This window comes from Micromonospora sp. B9E7 (assembly GCF_039871815.1).
Taxonomy (GTDB): Bacteria; Actinomycetota; Actinomycetes; order Mycobacteriales; family Micromonosporaceae; genus Micromonospora.
On record NZ_JBDPLX010000003.1, the window covers coordinates 138,407 to 157,923 of the forward strand.

General features: G+C 69.6%; 18 protein-coding genes. 10 read left to right on the plus strand and 8 right to left on the minus strand.

What is annotated here, in order from left to right; all coding sequences use genetic code 11:
* The first annotated feature begins 165 nt into the window (after positions 1-165).
* From ABGB10_RS05870 to ABGB10_RS05900, 7 genes are all read left to right on the plus strand, one after another.
* Positions 166-1,047, plus strand: a complete 882-nt coding sequence (locus ABGB10_RS05870) for a helix-turn-helix transcriptional regulator (RefSeq protein WP_347659819.1) — start codon at positions 166-168, stop codon at positions 1,045-1,047.
* Positions 1,040-1,234 carry a DUF397 domain-containing protein gene (locus ABGB10_RS05875; protein WP_347659820.1) on the plus strand — a complete coding sequence of 65 codons (195 nt, stop codon included), beginning with the start codon at positions 1,040-1,042 and terminating at the stop codon, positions 1,232-1,234. The genes ABGB10_RS05870 and ABGB10_RS05875 overlap by 8 nt, the downstream gene beginning before the upstream one ends.
* Positions 1,235-1,361: 127 nt before the next feature.
* On the plus strand, positions 1,362-1,793 hold the full coding sequence (locus ABGB10_RS05880) for a hypothetical protein (protein ID WP_347659821.1): 432 nt from the start codon (positions 1,362-1,364) through the stop codon (positions 1,791-1,793).
* A gap of 92 nt (positions 1,794-1,885) precedes the next feature.
* Positions 1,886-2,149 (plus strand): hypothetical protein, encoded by a 264-nt coding sequence (locus ABGB10_RS05885; RefSeq protein WP_141908162.1) that lies wholly within the window; start codon positions 1,886-1,888, stop codon positions 2,147-2,149.
* Positions 2,150-2,164: 15 nt separating this feature from the next.
* Positions 2,165-2,425, plus strand: coding sequence for a hypothetical protein (locus ABGB10_RS05890; RefSeq protein ID WP_347659822.1), 261 nt, complete (start codon positions 2,165-2,167; stop codon positions 2,423-2,425).
* Complete coding sequence (locus ABGB10_RS05895) at positions 2,422-3,078, plus strand: hypothetical protein (RefSeq protein WP_347659823.1); 657 nt, start codon at positions 2,422-2,424, stop codon at positions 3,076-3,078. The genes ABGB10_RS05890 and ABGB10_RS05895 overlap by 4 nt, the downstream gene beginning before the upstream one ends.
* Positions 3,065-3,490, plus strand: coding sequence for a hypothetical protein (locus ABGB10_RS05900; RefSeq protein WP_347659824.1), 426 nt, complete (start codon positions 3,065-3,067; stop codon positions 3,488-3,490). Before ABGB10_RS05895 ends, ABGB10_RS05900 begins: the two co-directional genes overlap by 14 nt.
* A 291-nt stretch (positions 3,491-3,781) precedes the next feature.
* On the opposite strand, the gene ABGB10_RS05905 is transcribed toward ABGB10_RS05900, so the two are convergent.
* The 3 genes from ABGB10_RS05905 to ABGB10_RS05915 form a co-directional block, all read right to left on the minus strand.
* On the minus strand, positions 3,782-4,318 hold the full coding sequence (locus ABGB10_RS05905) for a hypothetical protein (RefSeq protein WP_347659825.1): 537 nt from the start codon (positions 4,316-4,318) through the stop codon (positions 3,782-3,784).
* 76 nt (positions 4,319-4,394) lie between these two features.
* Entirely contained in the window at positions 4,395-6,086 is a 1,692-nt protein-coding gene (locus ABGB10_RS05910) for a SulP family inorganic anion transporter (protein WP_347659826.1), read from the minus strand.
* Entirely contained in the window at positions 6,083-6,421 is a 339-nt protein-coding gene (locus tag ABGB10_RS05915) for a metalloregulator ArsR/SmtB family transcription factor (protein WP_130407971.1), read from the minus strand. The genes ABGB10_RS05910 and ABGB10_RS05915 overlap by 4 nt, the downstream gene beginning before the upstream one ends.
* A gap of 242 nt (positions 6,422-6,663) precedes the next feature.
* Between ABGB10_RS05915 and ABGB10_RS05920 the strand changes: the two genes are divergently transcribed.
* On the plus strand, positions 6,664-7,995 hold the full coding sequence (locus tag ABGB10_RS05920) for an AAA family ATPase (RefSeq protein WP_347659827.1): 1,332 nt from the start codon (positions 6,664-6,666) through the stop codon (positions 7,993-7,995).
* Complete coding sequence (locus ABGB10_RS05925) at positions 7,976-8,599, plus strand: RloB family protein (RefSeq protein ID WP_347659828.1); 624 nt, start codon at positions 7,976-7,978, stop codon at positions 8,597-8,599. The genes ABGB10_RS05920 and ABGB10_RS05925 overlap by 20 nt, the downstream gene beginning before the upstream one ends.
* On the opposite strand, the gene ABGB10_RS05930 is transcribed toward ABGB10_RS05925, so the two are convergent.
* The 4 genes from ABGB10_RS05930 to ABGB10_RS05945 form a co-directional block, all read right to left on the minus strand.
* Entirely contained in the window at positions 8,600-9,550 is a 951-nt protein-coding gene (locus ABGB10_RS05930) for a tetratricopeptide repeat protein (RefSeq protein WP_347659829.1), read from the minus strand.
* On the minus strand, positions 9,547-11,805 hold the full coding sequence (locus ABGB10_RS05935; protein WP_347660146.1) for a CHAT domain-containing protein: 2,259 nt from the start codon (positions 11,803-11,805) through the stop codon (positions 9,547-9,549). The genes ABGB10_RS05930 and ABGB10_RS05935 overlap by 4 nt, the downstream gene beginning before the upstream one ends.
* Before the next feature lie 44 nt (positions 11,806-11,849).
* Positions 11,850-12,890, minus strand: coding sequence for a tetratricopeptide repeat protein (locus ABGB10_RS05940; RefSeq protein ID WP_347659830.1), 1,041 nt, complete (start codon positions 12,888-12,890; stop codon positions 11,850-11,852).
* A gap of 609 nt (positions 12,891-13,499) precedes the next feature.
* Positions 13,500-15,920 carry a glycoside hydrolase family 2 protein gene (locus ABGB10_RS05945; protein WP_347660147.1) on the minus strand — a complete coding sequence of 807 codons (2,421 nt, stop codon included), beginning with the start codon at positions 15,918-15,920 and terminating at the stop codon, positions 13,500-13,502.
* Positions 15,921-16,061: 141 nt separating this feature from the next.
* On the opposite strand from ABGB10_RS05945, the gene ABGB10_RS05950 reads away from it, so the two are divergent.
* The gene (locus ABGB10_RS05950; protein ID WP_347659831.1) at positions 16,062-17,081 is read left to right on the plus strand and encodes a LacI family DNA-binding transcriptional regulator; all 1,020 of its coding nucleotides are present in this window, start codon (positions 16,062-16,064) and stop codon (positions 17,079-17,081) included.
* A gap of 6 nt (positions 17,082-17,087) precedes the next feature.
* On the opposite strand, the gene ABGB10_RS05955 is transcribed toward ABGB10_RS05950, so the two are convergent.
* The gene (locus tag ABGB10_RS05955; protein WP_347659832.1) at positions 17,088-19,463 is read right to left on the minus strand and encodes a GGDEF domain-containing phosphodiesterase; all 2,376 of its coding nucleotides are present in this window, start codon (positions 19,461-19,463) and stop codon (positions 17,088-17,090) included.
* Positions 19,464-19,517: the final 54 nt, after the last annotated feature.

Below are 19,517 nucleotides of genomic sequence, written 5' to 3' on the forward strand. Positions count from 1 at the left end.
CGCAGGAATTGCGCGCCCATCGGCGTTGTCGGACCAATCTTGTAAGGTCAGAGGCACCATCACAATGAATGTCGACTCACACTGTTCCGCTATTTGTGCGCAACATTCCCGTGTTGCAGAACGGCTGTCGGGATGTTGCAAAACTCAACAGGAAGGAGAGACCGGGTGGCCGATGACATGGGCTCGACGGTGCCCCGACGCCAGCTCGGCAGGGCGCTACGTGACCTGCGCACCGAGGCAGGGGCGACCCTCGACGCGGTCGCCGAAGCGCTGGAGTGCAGCCGCCAGAAGGTGTGGCGGATCGAGAGCGGGCTCGGCTCGGTGCGCGGCGTCGACGTCCGAGCGATGTGCGAGCTGTACGGGGCGACTGGCGAGCTGACCCGGGCGCTGATCTCCCTGGCCGGCGAGACGAAAGCGAAGGGCTGGTGGCACGCGTACGGCGACGCCGTCCCCGAATGGTTCGAGCTGTACGTCGGCCTCGAATCCGCCGCGTCCCATCTGCGCTTCTTCAACGAAGCAATGGTTCCGGGTCTCCTACAACATCGGGGTTACGCACTGGGCGTCTACCAACACCGAGCGGAGGTGAGCGACGAAGAGCGGGAGTGCCTGGTGCAGATCCGGCTGCAACGTCAGGCACTGCTGAGACGTCGCCTGCCTCCACCTCCGAAGCTGGACGTGATCATCTCCGAGGCCGCCCTCCTGCGCACAGTCGGCAGCCCCGAGACGATGGCAGATCAGCTGAATCACCTGCTGATGTTGGGAGACACAGCGACCAACTCGATCCGAATCCTGCCGCTCACTGCCGGCCTGCATCGTGGCGTTGAGGCGGGATCCTTCGTGATGCTCGACTTCCCGTTGGGCAACCGGGCCCTGCCCGAGCCTTCGGTGATCTACTGCGAGTCCTGGACGGGTGCCCTCTACCTTGATCGGCCAGAAGAGTTCGCCGCCTACGAGCAGGTCTGGTCAAGCCTGGATCAGCTCGCCCTTGATGAAGGACAATCGAGGCACCTGATCAACAAGATCATCGGGGAGGTCCATCATGGTTGATCTGAGCGGCGCTCGTTGGCGCAAGAGCACTCGCAGTGGCAGCAACGGCGGCGAGTGTGTCGAGGTTGCCGACAACCTGCCCGGCGTCGTGGCCGTACGCGACAGCAAGGACCCGGACGGCCCGGCCCTCACCTTCACCCCCGCCACCTGGGCCACCTTCGTGCGCTCGACCCGCATTTCCCGCTGAGGCTTCGGTGGGTGCCTCGGGCTCTCCTGGGACACCCATCCGGTGCGGAGCTGCGCTCGCTGGCGGCGAGCATCACCACCAGCACTCTGTTCAGTCGATCCTTGAGGACCAGCGGGGTTACGAAATCGTGAGCGTACGGACCAAGTTCGACGACCTGATTCGCGCGATGGCACGGCGTGACTGGGGCACGGTGGACCAACTTCTGGACGCGTTGGAAACGTCCGGCTGGCACGGCGGGAACCAGGTGATCGGTGCTGCATTCGCCATCGCGGTCAACGACCGCCTCGCCTCCGCTCACTCCCCCACCGACGTTGCCCGCTTCGTCGCCGAGACGCGTAACCAGTTTCCGGGCGCGGAGGCGCTGCCCACCCTGGAGATGGAAGCGCTCGTCCGCGCGACCCTCGGTGAGGTCGGGCTAATCGACAACCTCAGCTCCGAGATCGCCCTAAAAATGCAAATCGTGCTCCTCGGCAAGCTGCTTCAAGACCGTGATCTCGGCGAGACGCAGCTAGAAGCGTTCATCGCCGACGTGGGGCGCACGGCTGCCGAATACTTGTAACCAGCGGGGCTGCATGCCAGCTTGATCTCCGATAGTGTCCGTCCGACCACGCAAACGTGAACTAGTTGCGCGATCGTCAGATGGAGGGCGGCATGGCCAGCATCGAAGAAGTCAAAGCAGCTCTGATGCAGGCCGCCGAGCAGGGCAACGCCACCATCAACCAGATCCGTGCCGCCGCCGACAACACCGAACAGATGCTGGCCCGGCTACGCGCCATCTCCGCCGGCACCGGGCACCCGACGATCGCCGAGGCCATCGCCCGTGGCGAGCAGAGCAAGCAACGCCTGGCCGAAGCCATGGCCCTGGTGCAGGGCAGCTCGGAGGCGGCACGCCGCTACATCAGCGTCCTCGGCTGAGCATCGGCCACAGCGATGAGCGTTGGCGAGGTCAAGGCGTCCCTTCGCGCGGCCATCGAGGCGGCCCGTCAGGGACGTCGGGTGTTCGACCAGGCCGCTTCCGAGGCGGAGGCGGCAACCCGGATGGCGAACGCCGTCCTGCAGGGCAGCCGGAATGAGGATGTAACGGAAGCCCGGCAGGCGCTTGCCGCAGCCGGGGCAGAGGTCGAACCGACCCGCCGCCGCTTCGACAACACCGCCAAACACGCAAACACCTACTTCACCCGCCTCGGATGAGCGGCAGCATCGCCGAGGTCGTCGCGCAGCTTCTCGCCGTACGCGGAAAGCTCGATGCCGCTGCCGTCACCGCGCTGCGCGCCCGGGCGGATGCCGAGCAGGCCCTTACACACCTGACCGAAGTACAGCGGGGCAGTACTGACCAGCGGCTGAGCGCGGCTGTCGCGGACGCCGGGGTGGCCCGTGACAAAGCCAGCCGCTACGCCCGCCTCCTGGCCGAGGCTGCCCGACACATCACCGGGTATGTCAACACCATCGCCCCCGGTGCCGCGTCCTCCTCCGGCCCAGTTGATGCGGCATCGCCGTCCGGCGAGCGCCTGGTGGAGGAAGCAGAGGGCCGCAGTCGGAAAGCCGAGGCATTCCTCCGCCGGCACATCAGGAAGGCGGACGATTCCGAGGACACCCTCAAACAAACCGAACAGTCGATCACCACTGGCCTTCGCGAGCTGCAAAAGAGCTTCAAGGGCTCGGGATCGAGTGGCAGCACGACATCCACCTCCGCCAGCCCCGGCACGCCGGCTGACCGCCCTCAGTTGGAGCACCCGGTCACATCAGTCATCATGGCTGCTGGCGCAGTAGTCGTGGGCCTTCGAGGTGTTTGGAACATGACGAAGAAGCGCCGCGAAAGGAAGCGATCTGATGAGCAGCCCTGAAATGGTCGACTACATCCGGACGATGGTCAGAGGCGACCACGAGGCCAACGACCGGGTCGAGGCTCGCCTCGATCAGCTCGGCTGGGACGGCTTCCCGACCCTCCTCGGTGCGGTCTTTTACTTTGCGGTCAACCGACGCTTCGATGAGCAGACGTCTCCCGGTGAGATCATGCGGTTCGTGGCCGACATACGAGCGGCAGTTCCGGCGGGTGCACCAGAAATCGACGCCAATGCGGCCGAGACGCTGATCCGGGCGGCCGTGGATCCAGATGTCGAGACAGCCATCGATCCGCAGATGGCCGGCCGGATCCAGGGCCTGGTGATTCTTGCCATCTTGGGCAATCACGCCATTGCCGATGACGACCTGGAAGCACTCCTCGCCGATGCCGTAGCGCTGGCCAACCGAGTGTAAGTCGACACTCGACAGCTTCGAGCGATGGCACGACAAGATTGGAGCGCTGACCCGTTCGTCGCGCCCCGTGCAGCCGGTCGCGGTCAGCGTCGTGTCCACCGCCATCTCGTCACAGGACAGCCCGGAGTTCGATACACCGACAGCGAACGACAGCAGCTCTGCAGCTGGCAGCCAGTTGGAGGAGTGGTCCGAACCCGGTGAGCCCACACCTCAGACCTTCGGTGCGAAGCACGACCTGAGTCGACGCTGCCGGGCACGTCGCGTCGCTGGATCGCAAGGAGCGTTCGCCGCCTAGCCGGTGGCGAGGTTGATGGCCACGCCGATCGGAATCGATGCCGCCAGACCCGCGACCAGCCACCACAACTGCTCACGCCGGGATCGCTGCTGCCCCGTGTCGATCAGATGCTGAATCCGGGCCACGTTGTCCGCCACCATGGTCAACTGATCAGCGTCACGCGACGGCTCGCCCGCGATGTGCCGGCGCCCGCCGGAGCGCCGCACCCGGCTGGTCGCCGACAACATCAGCCGGTGCCGGCGACGTTGTTCGACGAAGACCGGTGGCCCGCCACCGCGGGTGTCAGCGATGGAGGTGGTGACACCGCCGCCAGGCGTCAGGGTGCCGGGCACGCCGGTGCGGTGGAGGTTGAGCCAACGACGTTTCCGGTGGAAGTCCAGCCACCACAGAGCACCGCCGCCAGCGAGCAGGAGGAGGTTGGCGACGATCGCGGCCACGGCCCTCGGCCCGGCGACGATGAAGCCGACACCACCGATGGGAATGGCAGCCAGGATGAGAGCCTTCGCCGCCGCCGTGCCGTTGGGTCCCCGCATGCCTGTCATTGAACCGGTCGTACCGTCTCGGCGAAGCCCCTGCTATCCGGAACGCGACAGCGGACGCCCGTACCGCTCACTCGGCGGGTACGACCGTAGGGTGACCCGCCGTTGAGAGCGCGACGGTGCGGGCGTACCGGATGGCGGCGGGCGTGTCCGGGAAGAGCAACTCCTCGCGGCGCAGGTCGTCAGCCACCCCCAGCGTGGCCAGCACCTGGTCGTGGGCGGGGGTGATGCCGGAGAGCAGGACGGTGATCCCGCGCCCGCGGAGCCGTCCGATCGCGTCGCCGAGGACGTGCGCGCCGGTGGCGTCCATCGTGGTCACCCGGGACATCCGCAGGATGACGACCCGGACGTCGGAGATTTCGGAAAGTTCGAGCAGGAAGGTGTGCGCCGCGGCGAAAAAAAGCGGCCCGTCCAGCCGGTACGCGACGATGTGTTCGGTGAGCAGCGCGTACTCCTCGGCGCTGTGATCCCCGGGGTCGAGGGGCACCTGTTCCAGTCGGGCGCTGCGGGCCACCGCGCGCAGGGCGAGCACCACGGCGACGCCGACGCCGACCGCGACGGCGGTGACGAGATCCCAGATCACGGTGACGGCGAAGGTGAGCACCAGCACGACGGCATCGCCCCGGGTGGCCCGCGCCAACGCCCACAACGAGCCCGCCTCCACCATGCGGACCGTGGTGGCCAGCAGCACCCCGGCCAGGGCGGCGAGCGGGATCCGGCCGACCAATGGCGCGGCGGCCAGCACGATCGCCGCGAGGGCGACGGCGTGGGTGAGGGCGGCCAGCTTCGAGGCCGCCCCGGCACGGACGTTGACGGCTGTACGGGCGATGGCGGCGGTCGCCGGGATGCCGCCGAAGATCGGGGCGGCTAGGTTGGCCAGCCCCTGACCGAACAGTTCCCGGTCCGGATCGTGCCGTTCACCGACGGTCATGCCGTCGGCGACGGTGGCGGAGAGCAGGCTCTCCAGGGCGGCGAGCGCGGCGACCGCGAGCGCGCTGGGCAGCAGCACGCCGAGCGCGTCGAGGTCGAGGAAGCCGAGCGAGGGCGCGGGCAGGCCCTGAGGCAACGCGCCGATCCGGACCAGATCGACCGGAACAACCTCGGCGAGGACTGTGGCGGCCCCCACGCCGAGCAGCGAGAACGGCAGACCGGGCCGCCACCGGGCACCCAACAGCATCAGCGCCGCGACGGCGAGGGCCACCGCGAGCGCGGCTGGCTTCGGGTGTACGACGAACCGCGCGACCGCGTCGGCGGCGACGGCCCAGACCTTCTCCCCGTGCGCGTCGGTCACGCCGAGCGCGGCGGGCACCTGTTGCAGTGCGATGACCACCGCGATGCCGGCGGTGAAACCCTCCAGCACCGGGGTGGGTAGGTAGCGGACGTACCGGCCCAGGCGGGCCACGGCGAGCGCGATCAGCACCAGGCCGGCCATCGCCCCGACCATGAGTACGCCGGTGGCTCCGAACTGCTGCACCACCGGCACCAGCACCACGGTCATCGCCCCGGTCGGCCCGGAGACCTGGAGGTTGGAGCCGCCGAAGACGGCGGCCACCGCGCCGGCGATCACGGCGGTGATCAGCCCGGCCTCGGCGCCCAGCCCGGAGGTGACGCCGAACGCCAGAGCCAGCGGCAGCGCCACCACCGCCACGGTGAGACCGGCCAGAAGGTCCCGGCGCGGTGAGCGGTGGACGGCCGTCCAGTCGGCCCGACCGGGCAGCAGCCCGAGTAGCCGTTCGCGGACGACAGGAATGGCGCCGCTCACCTGTCCGCGCCGGTGGCGCGCAGTTCGTCGAGGAGGCCGTCCCGGTCGGTGAGGACTGCGCCGAGGATCCGCCGCCCGGCGGCCAGCAGGTCGGCCACGTCCGGGGTGCTGAGCGCGTACATGACGAGGGGACCGTCGCGGTGTGAGGTGACCATCCCGGCGCGACGCAGCACGGCGAGCTGCTGGGAGAGGTTGGAGGCCTCGACCTCGATGACGGCGAGCAGGTCGCGGACCGGCTTCGGGCCGTCCTGGAGCAGTTCGAGGACCCGGATGCGCACCGGGTGCCCGAGGGTGCGGAAGAGTTCCGCCTTTGCCTGGTACAGCGGGACCGACATGAGCACCCCTCCGGATCGATGCGAAGACTTTAGCAGTTGAAGAAGTCTTCAACCGATGACCGTGTCGCCGCCGACAACACCGCACTCGTGGCTGAGCGTTGACGAGGCAGGCCGAGCCGAACGCGTACCCCCGGCCAACCCGCCGGGTCAGCACTGGTCCGCATCGGGCTTTGCGTCGCCTTCTCGTGGTTTACTCGCAGGGATGCGCTTGTAACAGCCCACTACCTAGGGGCACACAGCCAATGCTGTTGAGTTTCCGCTTCGCCAACCATCGGTCGTTTCGCGACGAGCAGCAGCTCAACCTGACGCCCGTCTACGGGGACGGGGCCTCGGCCGACGAGCCGGCCCCACAGGCGGTCCAGGTCGTCGGCATCTTCGGGGCGAACGCCTCTGGCAAGTCAAACTGCCTCAACGCGATGGCGTTCATGCGGCAGACCGTCGTGGAGTCCGACCGCGCCGTCGAACCTGGGGTGGGCCTACACCGAGAGCCGTTTCGGTTGGATCCGGAAGTTGCCACCCAGCCGTCACGCTATGTCGTCGATCTTCTGCTCGGCGGCGTCCGGCACACCTACGGGTTCACCATCGATGACGACCGGGTGCTGGAGGAGTGGCTCTACCACTATCCGGTTGGGCGCAGGCGGCGCGTGTTCGAACGAGACGGTGACACCTTCTCCTGGGGCGAGGAGACGGGCCGACGAAGCGACCTGGAGCAAATCGGCGGCATCACCGCTCCGACAGCTCTTTTCCTCAGCACGGTCGCCCGCTTTGGTCACAGCCGCCCCCAGCCGGACCCGGCAAACCCACAGCCGCTGCATGACACCTACCGGTGGTTCTACCTGATGAGCCAAGGCACTGACGCCACCCCTGAGCTGTCCACCCTCATCCGCGTCGGCCATTCGGACGCCGACGAGGTACGCCGGCTGGCTGTGGACCTGTTGCAGGCCGCCGACGTCGGGATCGTCGATGTCATGATTCCCTCGGACCCGGCCGACGACCATTCTGTTTGGTTCAACTCGTCGGTCCACGGCATGAGGGCCCGGGTGAACAAGGCCATGGCGGGGGCCCGGCGCCCACCCCTCATCCTGTTCGCCCACCAGGGACCGAACGGACTCGCGCTGCTCGACCTCCAAAACCAGTCGACCGGCACGCGGCGGCTACTGACCCTGGGCCTGCACGCCGCCGCGATGCTGCGTACCGGCGCCACCATGCTGATCGACGAGATCGACACCAGCCTGCACCCGGTCCTCACCGCCAAGCTCGTCAGCCTGTTCCGCAGCCCATCGGCGAATCCCCTGGGCAGCCAACTCATCTTCACCAGCCACGACGCGGCCCTACTCGGCACCCTCGACACGGAGGAGATCCTGCGCCGCGACGAGATCTGGTTCGTGGAGAAAGACGACGAGGGTGCGTCCTCGCTGTACCCGCTGACCGATTTCAAGCCCCGGAAAGAAGGCGAGAACCGTCAGCGCCGTTACTTGAACGGCAACTACGGTGCGGTTCCCAACCTCTCCACCGACCTGTTCGAACAGGCCCTTGCCACCCGTGGAGGCTCGGATGACGCCACGGCAGGGTGATCGGCAAGCCTCCGGCCCCCGGTCCGGCCGTGGCCGCGAGACCGACCTCCGACGACGCGCGTCAACCCGGGAACAGCGGACAACCATCCTGATCGCCACCAACGGCGAATCCACGGAACGGGCCTACTTCAACGGCCTCAAGCAGGAGTCGTGGGTGCGCCCTCGGGTGGTCGTCGTGGCAGAACGCGGCTCGCCGGTCAACGTGGTGCGAGGTGCGGCGCGGCGCCGCCAGCGCGACGACTTCGACGAGGCATGGGCCGTCTGCGACGTCGACGACTTCGCCACGGAGCCGGCGACCCGCGAAGCTGTCGTCGCCGATGTCAATCTGGCCTGGTCCAATCCCTGCTTCGAGGTCTGGCTGTTGCTCCACTACGGCAACTGCACCAGGTTCGTGGAGAACGCCAAGAGGGCCCGCGACCTGTTGCGCGAGCACGACCCTGCCTGGGACAAGACCGCGCTCGACTTCGGCAACTTCCGCGACCGGATCGAGGATGCCTGCCGCCGGGCTGATCGGCTTGACCCGCCCCCGGAGGGCAATCCGTCCACTGCCGTGGGGCACATCATCGCCGCGCTACGTGATGGTCGTGCCCGAACAGGACAGTGATCAGGTCGTTTCCCGAGCCTGTGCTCGTTCTTCGCGTACCTGCTCCAGCGCGGCAGTGTCAGACGCGAGGTCCGGGTGGGCGACCTGACGATCGAGGTCCACGACGACTTCGAGTTCGCGGATAGCGGCATCGAGATTCCCCTTCTCCCGGTGCAGCATTGCGATGTTGAACCGGGTGACCGCTTCGGCTGCGCGGTCGCCGACCTCCCGGGTCATGAGTAGGGCTTGCTCGTAGTAGGCCAGAGCCCGGCCCCGATCCCCAACCCCCTTGTAGAGAAGGCCAATGTTGTTGAGGGTGACCGCCTCGCCAGCACGGTCACCGACCTCCCGTCGGATGGGCAGAGCCTGCTCGTAGTAAGCCAGGGCCCGCTCCCGATCCCCAACCCCCTTGTAGAGAAGGCCAATGTTGTTGAGGGTGGTCGCTTCGCCAGCACGGTCGCCGATCTCTCGCTGGATGGGCAGAGCCTGCTCGAAGTAGGTCAGAGCCCGCTCCCGATCCCCGAGCCTGCCGTACACGCCGCCGATGTTGGCGAGGGTGGCTGCTTCGTTGCCGCGGTGGCCGACCTCTCGGGCGATGGGCAGAGCCTGCTCGTAGCAGGCCAGAGCCCGCTCCCGATCCCCGAGCCCGCCGTACACGCCGCCGATGTTGGCGAGGGTGGCTGCTTCGTTGCCACGGTCGCCGGACTCGCGATACAGATGCAGGGCCTGCTCATAGTTCATCAAGGCCTGCTGCGGATGCCCGGTGGAGGACTGAGCCCAGCCCAGGTCATAGAGTGCGCCGGCGTCCATGCCGAGGGTCAGGGTCGCGTTCGCGAGGGCCGCGACATCCGCGAACCGGGACTTAGGTAGCCACATCCTCGCCAGACGGTGACCAACGTCCCGGGCGATTGCCGGCTCCCGGCCCGCCACCGCCAACCGGTGCACCTCTACCCATTGGGCGAGGGTGGTCATGACGCGGACCCGGGCGGGGCAGGGGCGGTGACCCAGAGTTCGTAGAGGCTTCGCGCGGCGGCGGCGCAGGCTTGGACGTACTCGTCGTCGCTGAGCAGAGGGCGGATGAGGGGGCGCAGGACATTGGAGACGAAGTAGCGAGGCTGGCGGGTCTCCGGGTCGGTACCTTCTTCGATCAGCCCGAGTTCGACGGCGCGTTTGAGGTGGGCACTGGCGTCGGGATGGTCGTGGACGGCCCTCACGGTCGCGGCGGGGACGGGCAGGTCGATGACGTTGACCTTGGCGAGCATCTGTTGCAGCTCGGGAACCTGGGAGTCGAGCAGGTTCGCCGCGAGGATGGTCTCCCGGCGGAATCGGTCGGTCTCCTCTTCGATGGCGGTGATGAGGCCATCGATGTCGAGGCTGGTGTCACCGACGATCAGGTCAAGCCAGTCGAGCAGGCGGGGGTTCCCGGCCGAGGCGTGGATGGCCCGCCTACGGATGTCCGGGTCGATCACTGAGCCGGGGCGCAGGTTCCGCAGGTTCGCGAGCTTCTTGGTCTGCTCGATCGCGGTGAGCGTTTCGAGTGATTCGACGGCGACGGTGGTTCCGACGGGGGCGGGAAAGCGGTAGCGGCTGGTGATCACGACCCGGCTGGGGCTGCCGGTCTCGCGGATGGCTCTGAGAAGGGCCGGGAGGATGCCGGCCATCTCCGCGGAGAGCACGTAGGTGCCGTCGCGTTCGTCGAGGTTGCCCTCCTCGAAGTCGTCGAACACGAACAGGCAGGGAGTCCGCCCGAGCGGCCCGTCGACGTGGAGCAGGTGGCGCAGGCGGACGAGGAGGGGTGCCTGGTCGTTGGCGAGCAGCTTGTCCGCCTCGACCTGCTGCTCCACGGTCGAGAATGGGACCTTGGTGGTCAGCTCCCGGAAGCTTTTCAGGTCGACATGGCCGTACCAGACGGCACGCTGGTGGGTGGGCATGCGTTCCAGCAGCCGGGAGGCGAGGCTGCTCTTGCCGAGACCGCCCATGCCATGCAGGACCAGAGCCTCGGCTGCGCCGGCCTGGCCCAGAGGCATTTTCAGGGTACGCAGACAGCGCTGGATGACTCGTCGTCGTCCGACGAAGGCGGCACGGGCGGCGACCCGGGACAACTGGGTCTGTGGGTCCAGGAATTCCTGGTCGGCCGGGCGGATCTGAATCCGCGCACGTTCCTTGGTGATCAGGGGCGTGACCATCGGGGCGAGCGGGGATCTGTCGGCGTAGACGCGCAGCAGGTGCCAGTTGCCGCGTTTCTGCGCGTACAGGTGTTGGCGGGCCTCGATGATGGCCCGGTCGAGGGGCACCCCGTCAGCCAGTGACCGGTAGAGCTCGGCGGCGAAGTCGGTCGCGGAGACGTCGCCGACCGGCAGCGCCCACCCCAGGACGGCGGGGGCCCCGGAGTGAACCAGGCTTTCACTCATCGAGGGGACGGTGCCGGCGCCGGGGGCATTCCCGGTCAGGCAGCCGGAGACGAAGATCAGGCGCGGCCAGTGCCCAGCCATCGCGTGGGCGATCTGGTCGGCGGTGGCGTCGACGTGCTCGCCGAACTCGTTCTCCACCAGGAAGACGGGTTGACCGTCGCCGTTGATGGTGGCGTGGCCGCTCAGATGGAGAACATCGAAGTAGCCCGCGCCGTAGTCCCGGTTGAGGAAACGAAGTCCCTCCAGGGTGCCGCTCTCCTCGACGACCAGCTCGGCACCGGTTCGGGACGTGGCAGCCAGGATGGCCGCCTCCTCGGCCTCGTAGCTGAGCACCGGCTCGACCCCCTCGGGAGAGGTGGCCATGAACAGCACCCGCAGGGGCCGGTTCCCGGGAGTGACCGGGCCCTTGAAGGCCGTGTTGGTGCCTACGGCCCGCACCGGTAACAACGGTGCCTGGCTGGAGACGGTCAGATGCGCCCCGTCCACGGCGAGCAGTTCCCAGGGCAGATGCCGTAGCCGGCCCGCGACGGTGATCCGCAGCGTGCTGCCGGGAGGCTGGTGCAGGATCGGCGTCAGCCACCGCTCGTCGCCGTCGAGGAAGGCGGCCAGTCGCATCCCGAGGTCGCCTAGCTGTGGTGAGCCGAAGACCTGCTGAGCGACCGAGTGCTGGCCATAGTGGCGTGTCACCAGGTCGATCAGCTGATCGATGGCGGCCTTGTCCACTCCACGGGTCTTCGGCTGACCACCGCCGGTGGACAGGCGCAGCTCGGAGTAGTCGGAGGTCCGCTCGAAGATCTCCAGCTCATAGGTGATCATGTCGCTCACCGTTGGTCTCCTCCCTCACCGATAGCGCCCAACGCTCAACTCCCCTTGATTTCCTCTAACCGGCTGAGGAATGCCCGATATTGGTCCAGCTGTGGATGGCTCGTCTGCTGGGCGAGGGCAACAGCGCGGCGCTGAAACTCGATGGCCTGGTCCACCCGCGCCATCTTCGCGAGCAGAGTGGCCATATTGGCGCTGGCCATTGCCTCAGACCTGCGATCGCCGACAACGCGGAAGACCTCAAGAACTTGGTCCAGAATGTCCTTCGCCCCAGCAAGATCGCCCTGGCGGAACCGGATCGCACCGATGTTGTTGAGGGTGATCGCTTCGCCAGCCCGATCGCCGACCTCCCGTCGGAGAGGCAAAGCCTCCGAATAGTGGGCCAGAGCCTGCTCGCCATCGCCGAGGCTGCCGTACACAGCGCCGATATTGCTGAGCGTCGTCGCCTCGCCAGCACGGTCACCGACCTCACGTCGGATGGACAGCGCCTGCCCGTAAAAGGCAAGAGCCTGCTCCCCGTCCCCGAGCCTGTCGTACACACCACCGATGTTGTTGAGCGTCGTCGCCTCGCCAGCAAGATCACCGACCTCACGCCGGATGGACAGCGCCTGCCCGTAAAAGGTCAGAGCCCGCTCCCCATCCCCGAGCCTGTCGTACACACCACCGATGTTGTTGAGCGTCGCCGCCTCGCCAGCACGATCACCGACCTCACGCCGGATCGGCAAAGCCTGCCCGTAGAAGGCCAGAGCCTGCTCCCCATCGCCGAGGCTGTTGTACACACCACCGATATTGTTGAGAGTGTTCGCCTCGCCCCTGCGGTAGCCGACCTCCCGTTGTATCGGCAGAGCCTGCCCGTAGTGGGCCAGAGCCTGCCTCGCATCGCCGAGGCTGTGGTGAACGAGGCCGATGTTGGTGAGGGTTGCTGCTTCGTTGCCGCGGTCACCGGCCTCGCGATACAGGCGCAGGGCCCGCTCGTAGCTGGCCAGAGCCTCTCGAGGCTGCCCGGTGGATGACTGGGTCCACCCCAGGTCATAGAAGGCGCCGGCGTCCGGGCCGAGAGTCAACGTCGCGCTCGCCATGGCAGCCACGTCGGCGAACCGCGACCTGGGCAGCCACACCCTCGACACCAGATCACCGACGTGCCGGGCGATTGCCGGCTCCTGGCCCCCCACCGCCAACCGGTGCACCTCCGCCCACTGGGCAACCGTCGCAGCAGCCGACCCACTGCGCGCCGCGGTTGCCGGTCGCCCGGCCGGCGCGCTGTCGGCCGCTGGGTCTGAACCATCCGTCAACCCGGCACCTCCCCTGCCTCTGCGCAGCCGTGACGACGAGTCCTCGCGAATGCCAGTCTCGGGTCCCGTGAACGGTACCGTCGATATCGGACGGTGGGCAGCATTCGCTCGGGCACAGGACCGGCGGCTTTTCCGGGCTGTCCGGACCATTGACGGTCACAATCGCCGTTGACCTGCGCCATTCTTGGCCGTGAGTGGCGGGTGCGGTGGCGCCGGGAGAGTCCGCATTCCGACATCGCTACTCGATGCGGAAACACCCGCTAGATCAACACGAATTCGGCGATGTCGCGGTATCCCGCACGTGTGGACACCGCGACATCGGCGAAATGGTGTTGATCAAGCGGTCGGTTGGTTCGGCTCGCGACCTCGCGGCGGCCGGGCCGCCCGGTGGGCGGCTCAGGGTTGGCGGATGTCGTTGACGCAGCGGAGCACCGGGCGGGCGACGAGGGCCGCCGGGTCCAGCGGGGCTCCGGCGCACACGGTGAACAGCACCGACTCGCCCGGCAGCAGGGTGACCAGGGACTCGTCCACAGTGGCGGTCGCATCCAGCCGGTCCGGGAAGAGCGTCAGGTCGCGGAGCACGGTGCGGGCCGTGACTCGGACCCGTTGACCGCCGTCAACCGGCTCGACGGTGGCCTCCCAGGCCGCCAAGGGCCAGTCCACGTCCCGGTCCTCGGCGAAGAACCACAGTGCGCGCTCCGTGGTGTCACCGGCCTCCGCGACCAGCAACTCGCGGCGGGCTTCGTCCGGTCGGACCAGGTCCGCCGGCAGCGCCAACACGATCGAGGAGTACGCCGGCACGTCCAGTGCCATCGTCGTCTTCGACCGGGACTCACCGGTGAGGGTCACCCGGGTCACCGAGGCCGACGCCCGCCACGGCGTGCCACAGTCGTTGACGGCCACCAGCGCCAGCCCACCGTCGCGCGGTTGCACGGTGAGGAGCCGGTCGGCGTACGCGTGGCGCAGCGCGTACCACAGGGGTTTGCGGCGGCCGTCGCCGTCGACGGCCGACCAGGAGGTCACCGGCCAGCAGTCGTTGAGCTGCCACACGATGGTCCCCGCGCAGACGTCCCGGTGGGAGCGGAAGTGCTCCACCCCGAGCTGGATCGCACGGGCCTGGTTGAGCTGTGTCAGGTAGTGCCAGTCGTCGAAGTCCGCCGGGGCGGGCAGGTGCGCGTCCAGGCCGCGCTGGAGTTTGGCGTCACCGTCGGCCGCTTTCTGGTGGTGTGCCATGCCCGGTGAGTCGTGGGCGAGGGGTTCGTCGCTCAGTGCCCGGCGCAGGGTGGCGTACGCCGGCGGGGCCTGGTAGCCGAACTCGGCGACGAAGCGCGGCACGTACTCCCGGTACTTCGTGTAGTCGTCGGTGTTCCACACGTCCCAGATGTGGGTGGTGCCGTGCGCCGGGTCGTTGGGGTGGATGGCCTCGGTGCCCGACCAGGGGCTGCCCGGCCAGTACGGGCGGGTCGGGTCGAGGTCGCCGACGATCCGGGGCAGCACGTCGAGGTAGTAGCCGCGCCCCCAGGTGCGTCCGTCGAGGGGCTGCTGCCAGTCCCAGTCGTGCCAGCCCCAGATGTTCTCGTTGTTCCCGGTCCAGAGCACCAGGGACGGGTACGGCATCAGCCGGGTCACCTGCTCGGCGGCCTCGGCGGCCACTTCGGTGCCGAAGGGTTCCTCCTCCGGGTAGGCGGCGCAGGCGAAGAGGAAGTCCTGTTGGACGAGCAGCCCACGCTCGTCGGCGAGGTCGTAGAAGTCCGCCGACTCGTACCGGCCGCCGCCCCAGACCCGCAGAAGGTTGATGTTGGCGTCGGTGGCCTGGTCGAACCGCTCGGCGAGGCGGTCGCGGGTGACCCGGGTGGGGAACACGTCGTCGGGGATCCAGTTGACCCCGCGGACGAAGACCGGGACGTCGTTGACCGACAGTACGAACGGGGTGCCGTGCTCGTCGGGTGTGGTGTCCAGGCGGACCGACCGGAAGCCGATCCGGTGCGACCAGGTGTCCAGGGTGTCGCCGTCCGGCGCGTGCAGGGTCACCTCGATCAGGTGGCGCGCCTGGTCGCCGTACCCTCGGGGCCACCAGAGCGCGGGTTCGCGGACGGTGAGAGTCAGCACGGCCGTGCGCCGGCCGGCCGGAATGACCACGTCGGCGCGGGCCCCGGCGACGGCGGCGCGGACCGTCAGCGGGACGTCCGACGCCCGCTCGACCTCGACGTGCAGCTCGACCCGGCCGTCGCGGCCGTCCATGGTGACCAGCGGGCGGACGGTGGCCAGCCGGGCGGTGGACCAGGCGTGCAGGCCGATCTCCTGCCAGATGCCGGCGGTGACCAGGGTCGGCCCCCAGTCCCAGCCGAAGTTGCAGGCCATCTTGCGGATGAAGTGGAACGGCTCCGGGTAGGCGTTCGGTCGGTCGCCGAGTCGCTCCTGCTGCGCCTCGGCGTAGCGGTACGCGGAGTCGAAGGCGACCACCAGATCGTTGTCGCCGTCGCGCAACAACGACCGGACGTCGAACCGGTAGGCGCGGTGCATGTTCTCGGTGCGGCCGACCTCGACCCCGTTGACGGCGATCGTGGCGACGGTGTCCAGGCCGGCGCAGACCAGGTCGACCCGGTCGTGGTCGCCGGACGGCGGCCGGAAGCTCGTCTGGTACGTCCACTCGGTGCGCCCGATCCAGGCCAGCGTCAGCTCGTTGTCGTCGAGGTAGGGATCGGGGATCAGCCCGGCGTCGAGCAGGTCGGTGTGCACGCAGCCCGGCACGGTCGCCGGCACGGCCCGCCCGGCGATCTCGGCCGGCACCTGCGCTCCGTGGGCTGCCCGCAGCATCCAACCGTCGTAGAGTGCCTGTCGACTCAAGACTTCCCCGCATCTCCTGGATCGAAAGACGTTGACTGAACCGGATAAGTTGAGCCACCGTATGGTCCGAACTCCGGGCTGTCAACGGCCGGAGAGCGAAGGAGCACACCGGTGAAGCGGCCGACAATCGCCGACGTCGCCCGACGCGCCGGGGTGTCCAAGGGCGCCGTGTCGTACGCGCTCAACGGCCAGCCCGGCGTCTCCGAAGCCACCCGGCAGCGGATCCTGACCATCGCCACGGAGATCGGGTTCAGCCCGAGCAGCGCCGCCCGAGCCCTCTCCGCCGCCACCGCCGGGGCGGTCGGTCTGGCCCTGTGCCGGCCGGCCCGGACGCTCGGGGTCGAGCCGTTCTTCATGGCGCTGATCAGCGGCGTCGAGGCCGAACTCTCCGCCCGCTCGTACGCGCTGACCCTCCAGGTGGTGGCCGACCACGACGCCGAGATCGCGGTCTACCGGCGCTGGTGGGGCGAACGTCGGGTCGACGGGGTGCTGGTCTGCGACCTGCGTAGCCACGACCGCCGCATCCCCGCGCTGGAGCAGATCCAACTGCCGGCGGTGGTGATCGGCGGGCCCGGCGGCACCGGAGAGCTGGCCAGCCTCTGGTCCGACGACGCCGCCGCGCTGACCGAGGCGGTGGAGTACCTGGTCGCGCTCGGACACCGGCGGATCGCCCGGGTCGGTGGCCTGCCCGACCTACGGCACACCGAGATCCGCACCGCGGCCTTCACGGCGGTCTGCCAGCGGCTCGGCCTGGTCGACGCCGTCACCGTCTCGTCCGACTACACCGGCGAGGAGGGCGGCCGGGCCACCCGCCGCCTGCTCAGCTCCGCCCAGCGGCCCACGGCGGTCATCTACGACAACGACGTGATGGCCATCGCCGGGCTCTCCGTGGCCCAGGAGATGGGGCTCACCGTGCCCGCTGATCTGTCCATCGTGGCCTGGGACGACTCGCCGCTGTGCCGGCTGGTGCACCCACCGTTGACCGCGCTGGGCCGGGACATCGCGGCGTACGGCGCGCACGCCGCCCGCCAACTTCTCGCCGTCATCGGCGGAGACCCGGCCGGCCGGGTGCAGGACGAGACGCCCCACCTCACACCGCGCGGCAGCACCGCACCACCCCGGGAGAGATGAACCGGTTCAGCGAGATGCTGACGGGAACTCCTCGAAGTACGCCTCGACCCGTTCGGCCGTCGCCGGTCGGGCCAGCGCGAACCCCTGCCCGTACCGGCAGCCGCCCCGGCGCGCCCCCTCCACCTGGGTCGGCGACTCCAACTCCTCCGCGACGATCTCCACACCCAGCCGCTCGCCGACGTTGACCACCACGTCGATCAGCGGCGGCTGCCCGTCCGGCCGCGCGCCCACCAACTCCGGGCCCACCTTCAACAGGTCGATCGGCAGCCGCCGGAGCTGCGCCAGCGAAGCGTGCTCGGCCCGGAAGTCGTCCAACGCGGTGCGTACGCCCAACGACCGCAACCCGGCCAGCCGGGCCACCACCGTCGACAGGTCGGCGGCCACCCGCGGCTCGCTGACCTCCACCACGAGCCGCTCCGGCGGCACCCCGTACGCGGCCAGCACGGCCGCCGCCCGCTGCACGAAGTCGGGGGTGGTCAGCTCCCGGGTCGTCACGTTGACCGCCATCCACAGCTCCCGGACGCCCACCGACCAGTTGGACAACTGCCGGCAGGCCCGGTCCAGGACCCACCACTCCAACTCGCCGATCAGGTCCAGGTCCTCGGCGACCGGCAGCAGCTCGGCCGGGAGCACCGTGCCGAGCACCGGGCTCCGCCACCGCAGCAGAGCCTCCGCGCCCACCGGTTGCCCGTCGGCCAGGTCGAGCACCGGCTGGTAGACGAGGTCCAACTCGCCGCGCGCCACCGCACCGGGCAGCTCGCGTTCCAGGTCGAGCCGACGGACCAGCTGCTCCTCCAGGAACGCGTCGTACCACTCGACCCGGTCGCGGCCCAACTGCACCGCCCGCCGCCGGGCCAGCTCGGCCTGACGGAGCACGTCCGCCGGCCCCGCCCCGCTCACCTCGGCCAGCCCGATGCTCGTCTGCACCCGCAGCACCACGCCGGGCAGCGAATAGGGCGGGCTGAGCGCGGTCAGCAGCCGGGTGCCCAGCGCGTACGCCAGCACCGGGCCGGCGGCGGTGACCACGGCGAAGCCGGCACCCGTGCACCCGGTGACCAGGTCGTCGGGGGCGATGACCGCGCGGGCCCGGTGCACCGCCTCGGCCAGCACGTCCTCCCGGGCCGTCGGGCCGACCGAATCGGTGCCGTGCAGGTCCACCAGCAGCAACGCGCCGGTCGGCGCCGGCACGTCACCGATCGCGGCCAGGGCGTCCAGCAGGGCCGCCCGGTCGCCCGCACCGCCTCCCGCCGGAACGGGCCGCCGGTCGAGCGTCGACCAGGCGGCGCCCGGCTGCCAGGCCGCGCCGACAGCGCTCGCGGTGGTCGGGGCGTCCGGGTCGACGACCCGCGAGGGCGACGCGGGCGGCGGCTCCGACCCGCCCACCCAGCGCGGGTGCGCCGCACGATGCCGGACCGCACCACCGGCGCGGCGGCGGTGCGCGGCCCGCCGCTCGGTGGTGGACGCCTCACCCGCCCGCAGCAGCTCGCACACCATCAGGGACGGCACCGCCGCCAGGGCCAACACCACGCTCGTCCGGTCGGGGGCGCGGCCGGCGGCCAGGTGCAGACCCGCCGCCAGCAGCAGCATCGCCGCCGGGAGGACCGCCCGGGGCCAGGCCGCAGCGACCGGCGGCGCCGACCCCGCGTCACCCGCGTCCGCCGCCGCCTCCGCACCGACCGCGACGAGCAGCATCCCGAACACCATCGGGGGTACGGCCAGCAGCGCCGCCCGGCCCGCCGGTGCGGACACCAGCGCGGCCAACAGCACCAAACCGCCCAGGGTGAGGAGGACACCGCCCCGGCAGACCGCCGCGCCCGAGCGTCGCCGTGGCCCCGCGAACGCGTCCAGCGCGGCCATGCCCAGCCCGCCGAGCGCCAACGCGGCGACCAGTCGGGCCGGATCGGGCAGGGCGTCCTGGGGCAGCAGCAGCCAGCCGGTGAGGGCCAGACCGACGGCCGGGCCGCTCGACTCGACCAGCCGGCGCAGCCGGACCCCGGGCGACGGACGCGTCCGGCCGGGAAGGCGACGGAGACCGCTCACCGAGAGGGCCGCCACGAGAAGCGAACCGACCAGCACGGCGAAGCTCGGCCCGAGGGCGGTCAGGGGCAGCACGACGGCGGTGAGACCAGCGGTCACCACCGCCGCGTCGAGCAGCACGCCCGCCGCGCGCGGCGGTGGGCCGGTGGCGGGTCGGCCGGCCAGCCGGGAGAGCCGCACCCCGGCGACCGTGGCGCCGGCACCGACGGCAAGCGCGATCACCACCGGGGTCGGAACCAGGTCGAAGGCACCGGCGAGAAGGAGCAGCGTCACCGCCGTGGACGTGACAGCCTCCGACGCCGCCCGGCGGGGGACGAGAACGCGGAACGGGTACGCGAGGAGCACAGCGGTCGCCTTCGTGAGGGGGCACGGGGGCGTTACGACGGCGCGGGGCAGCGG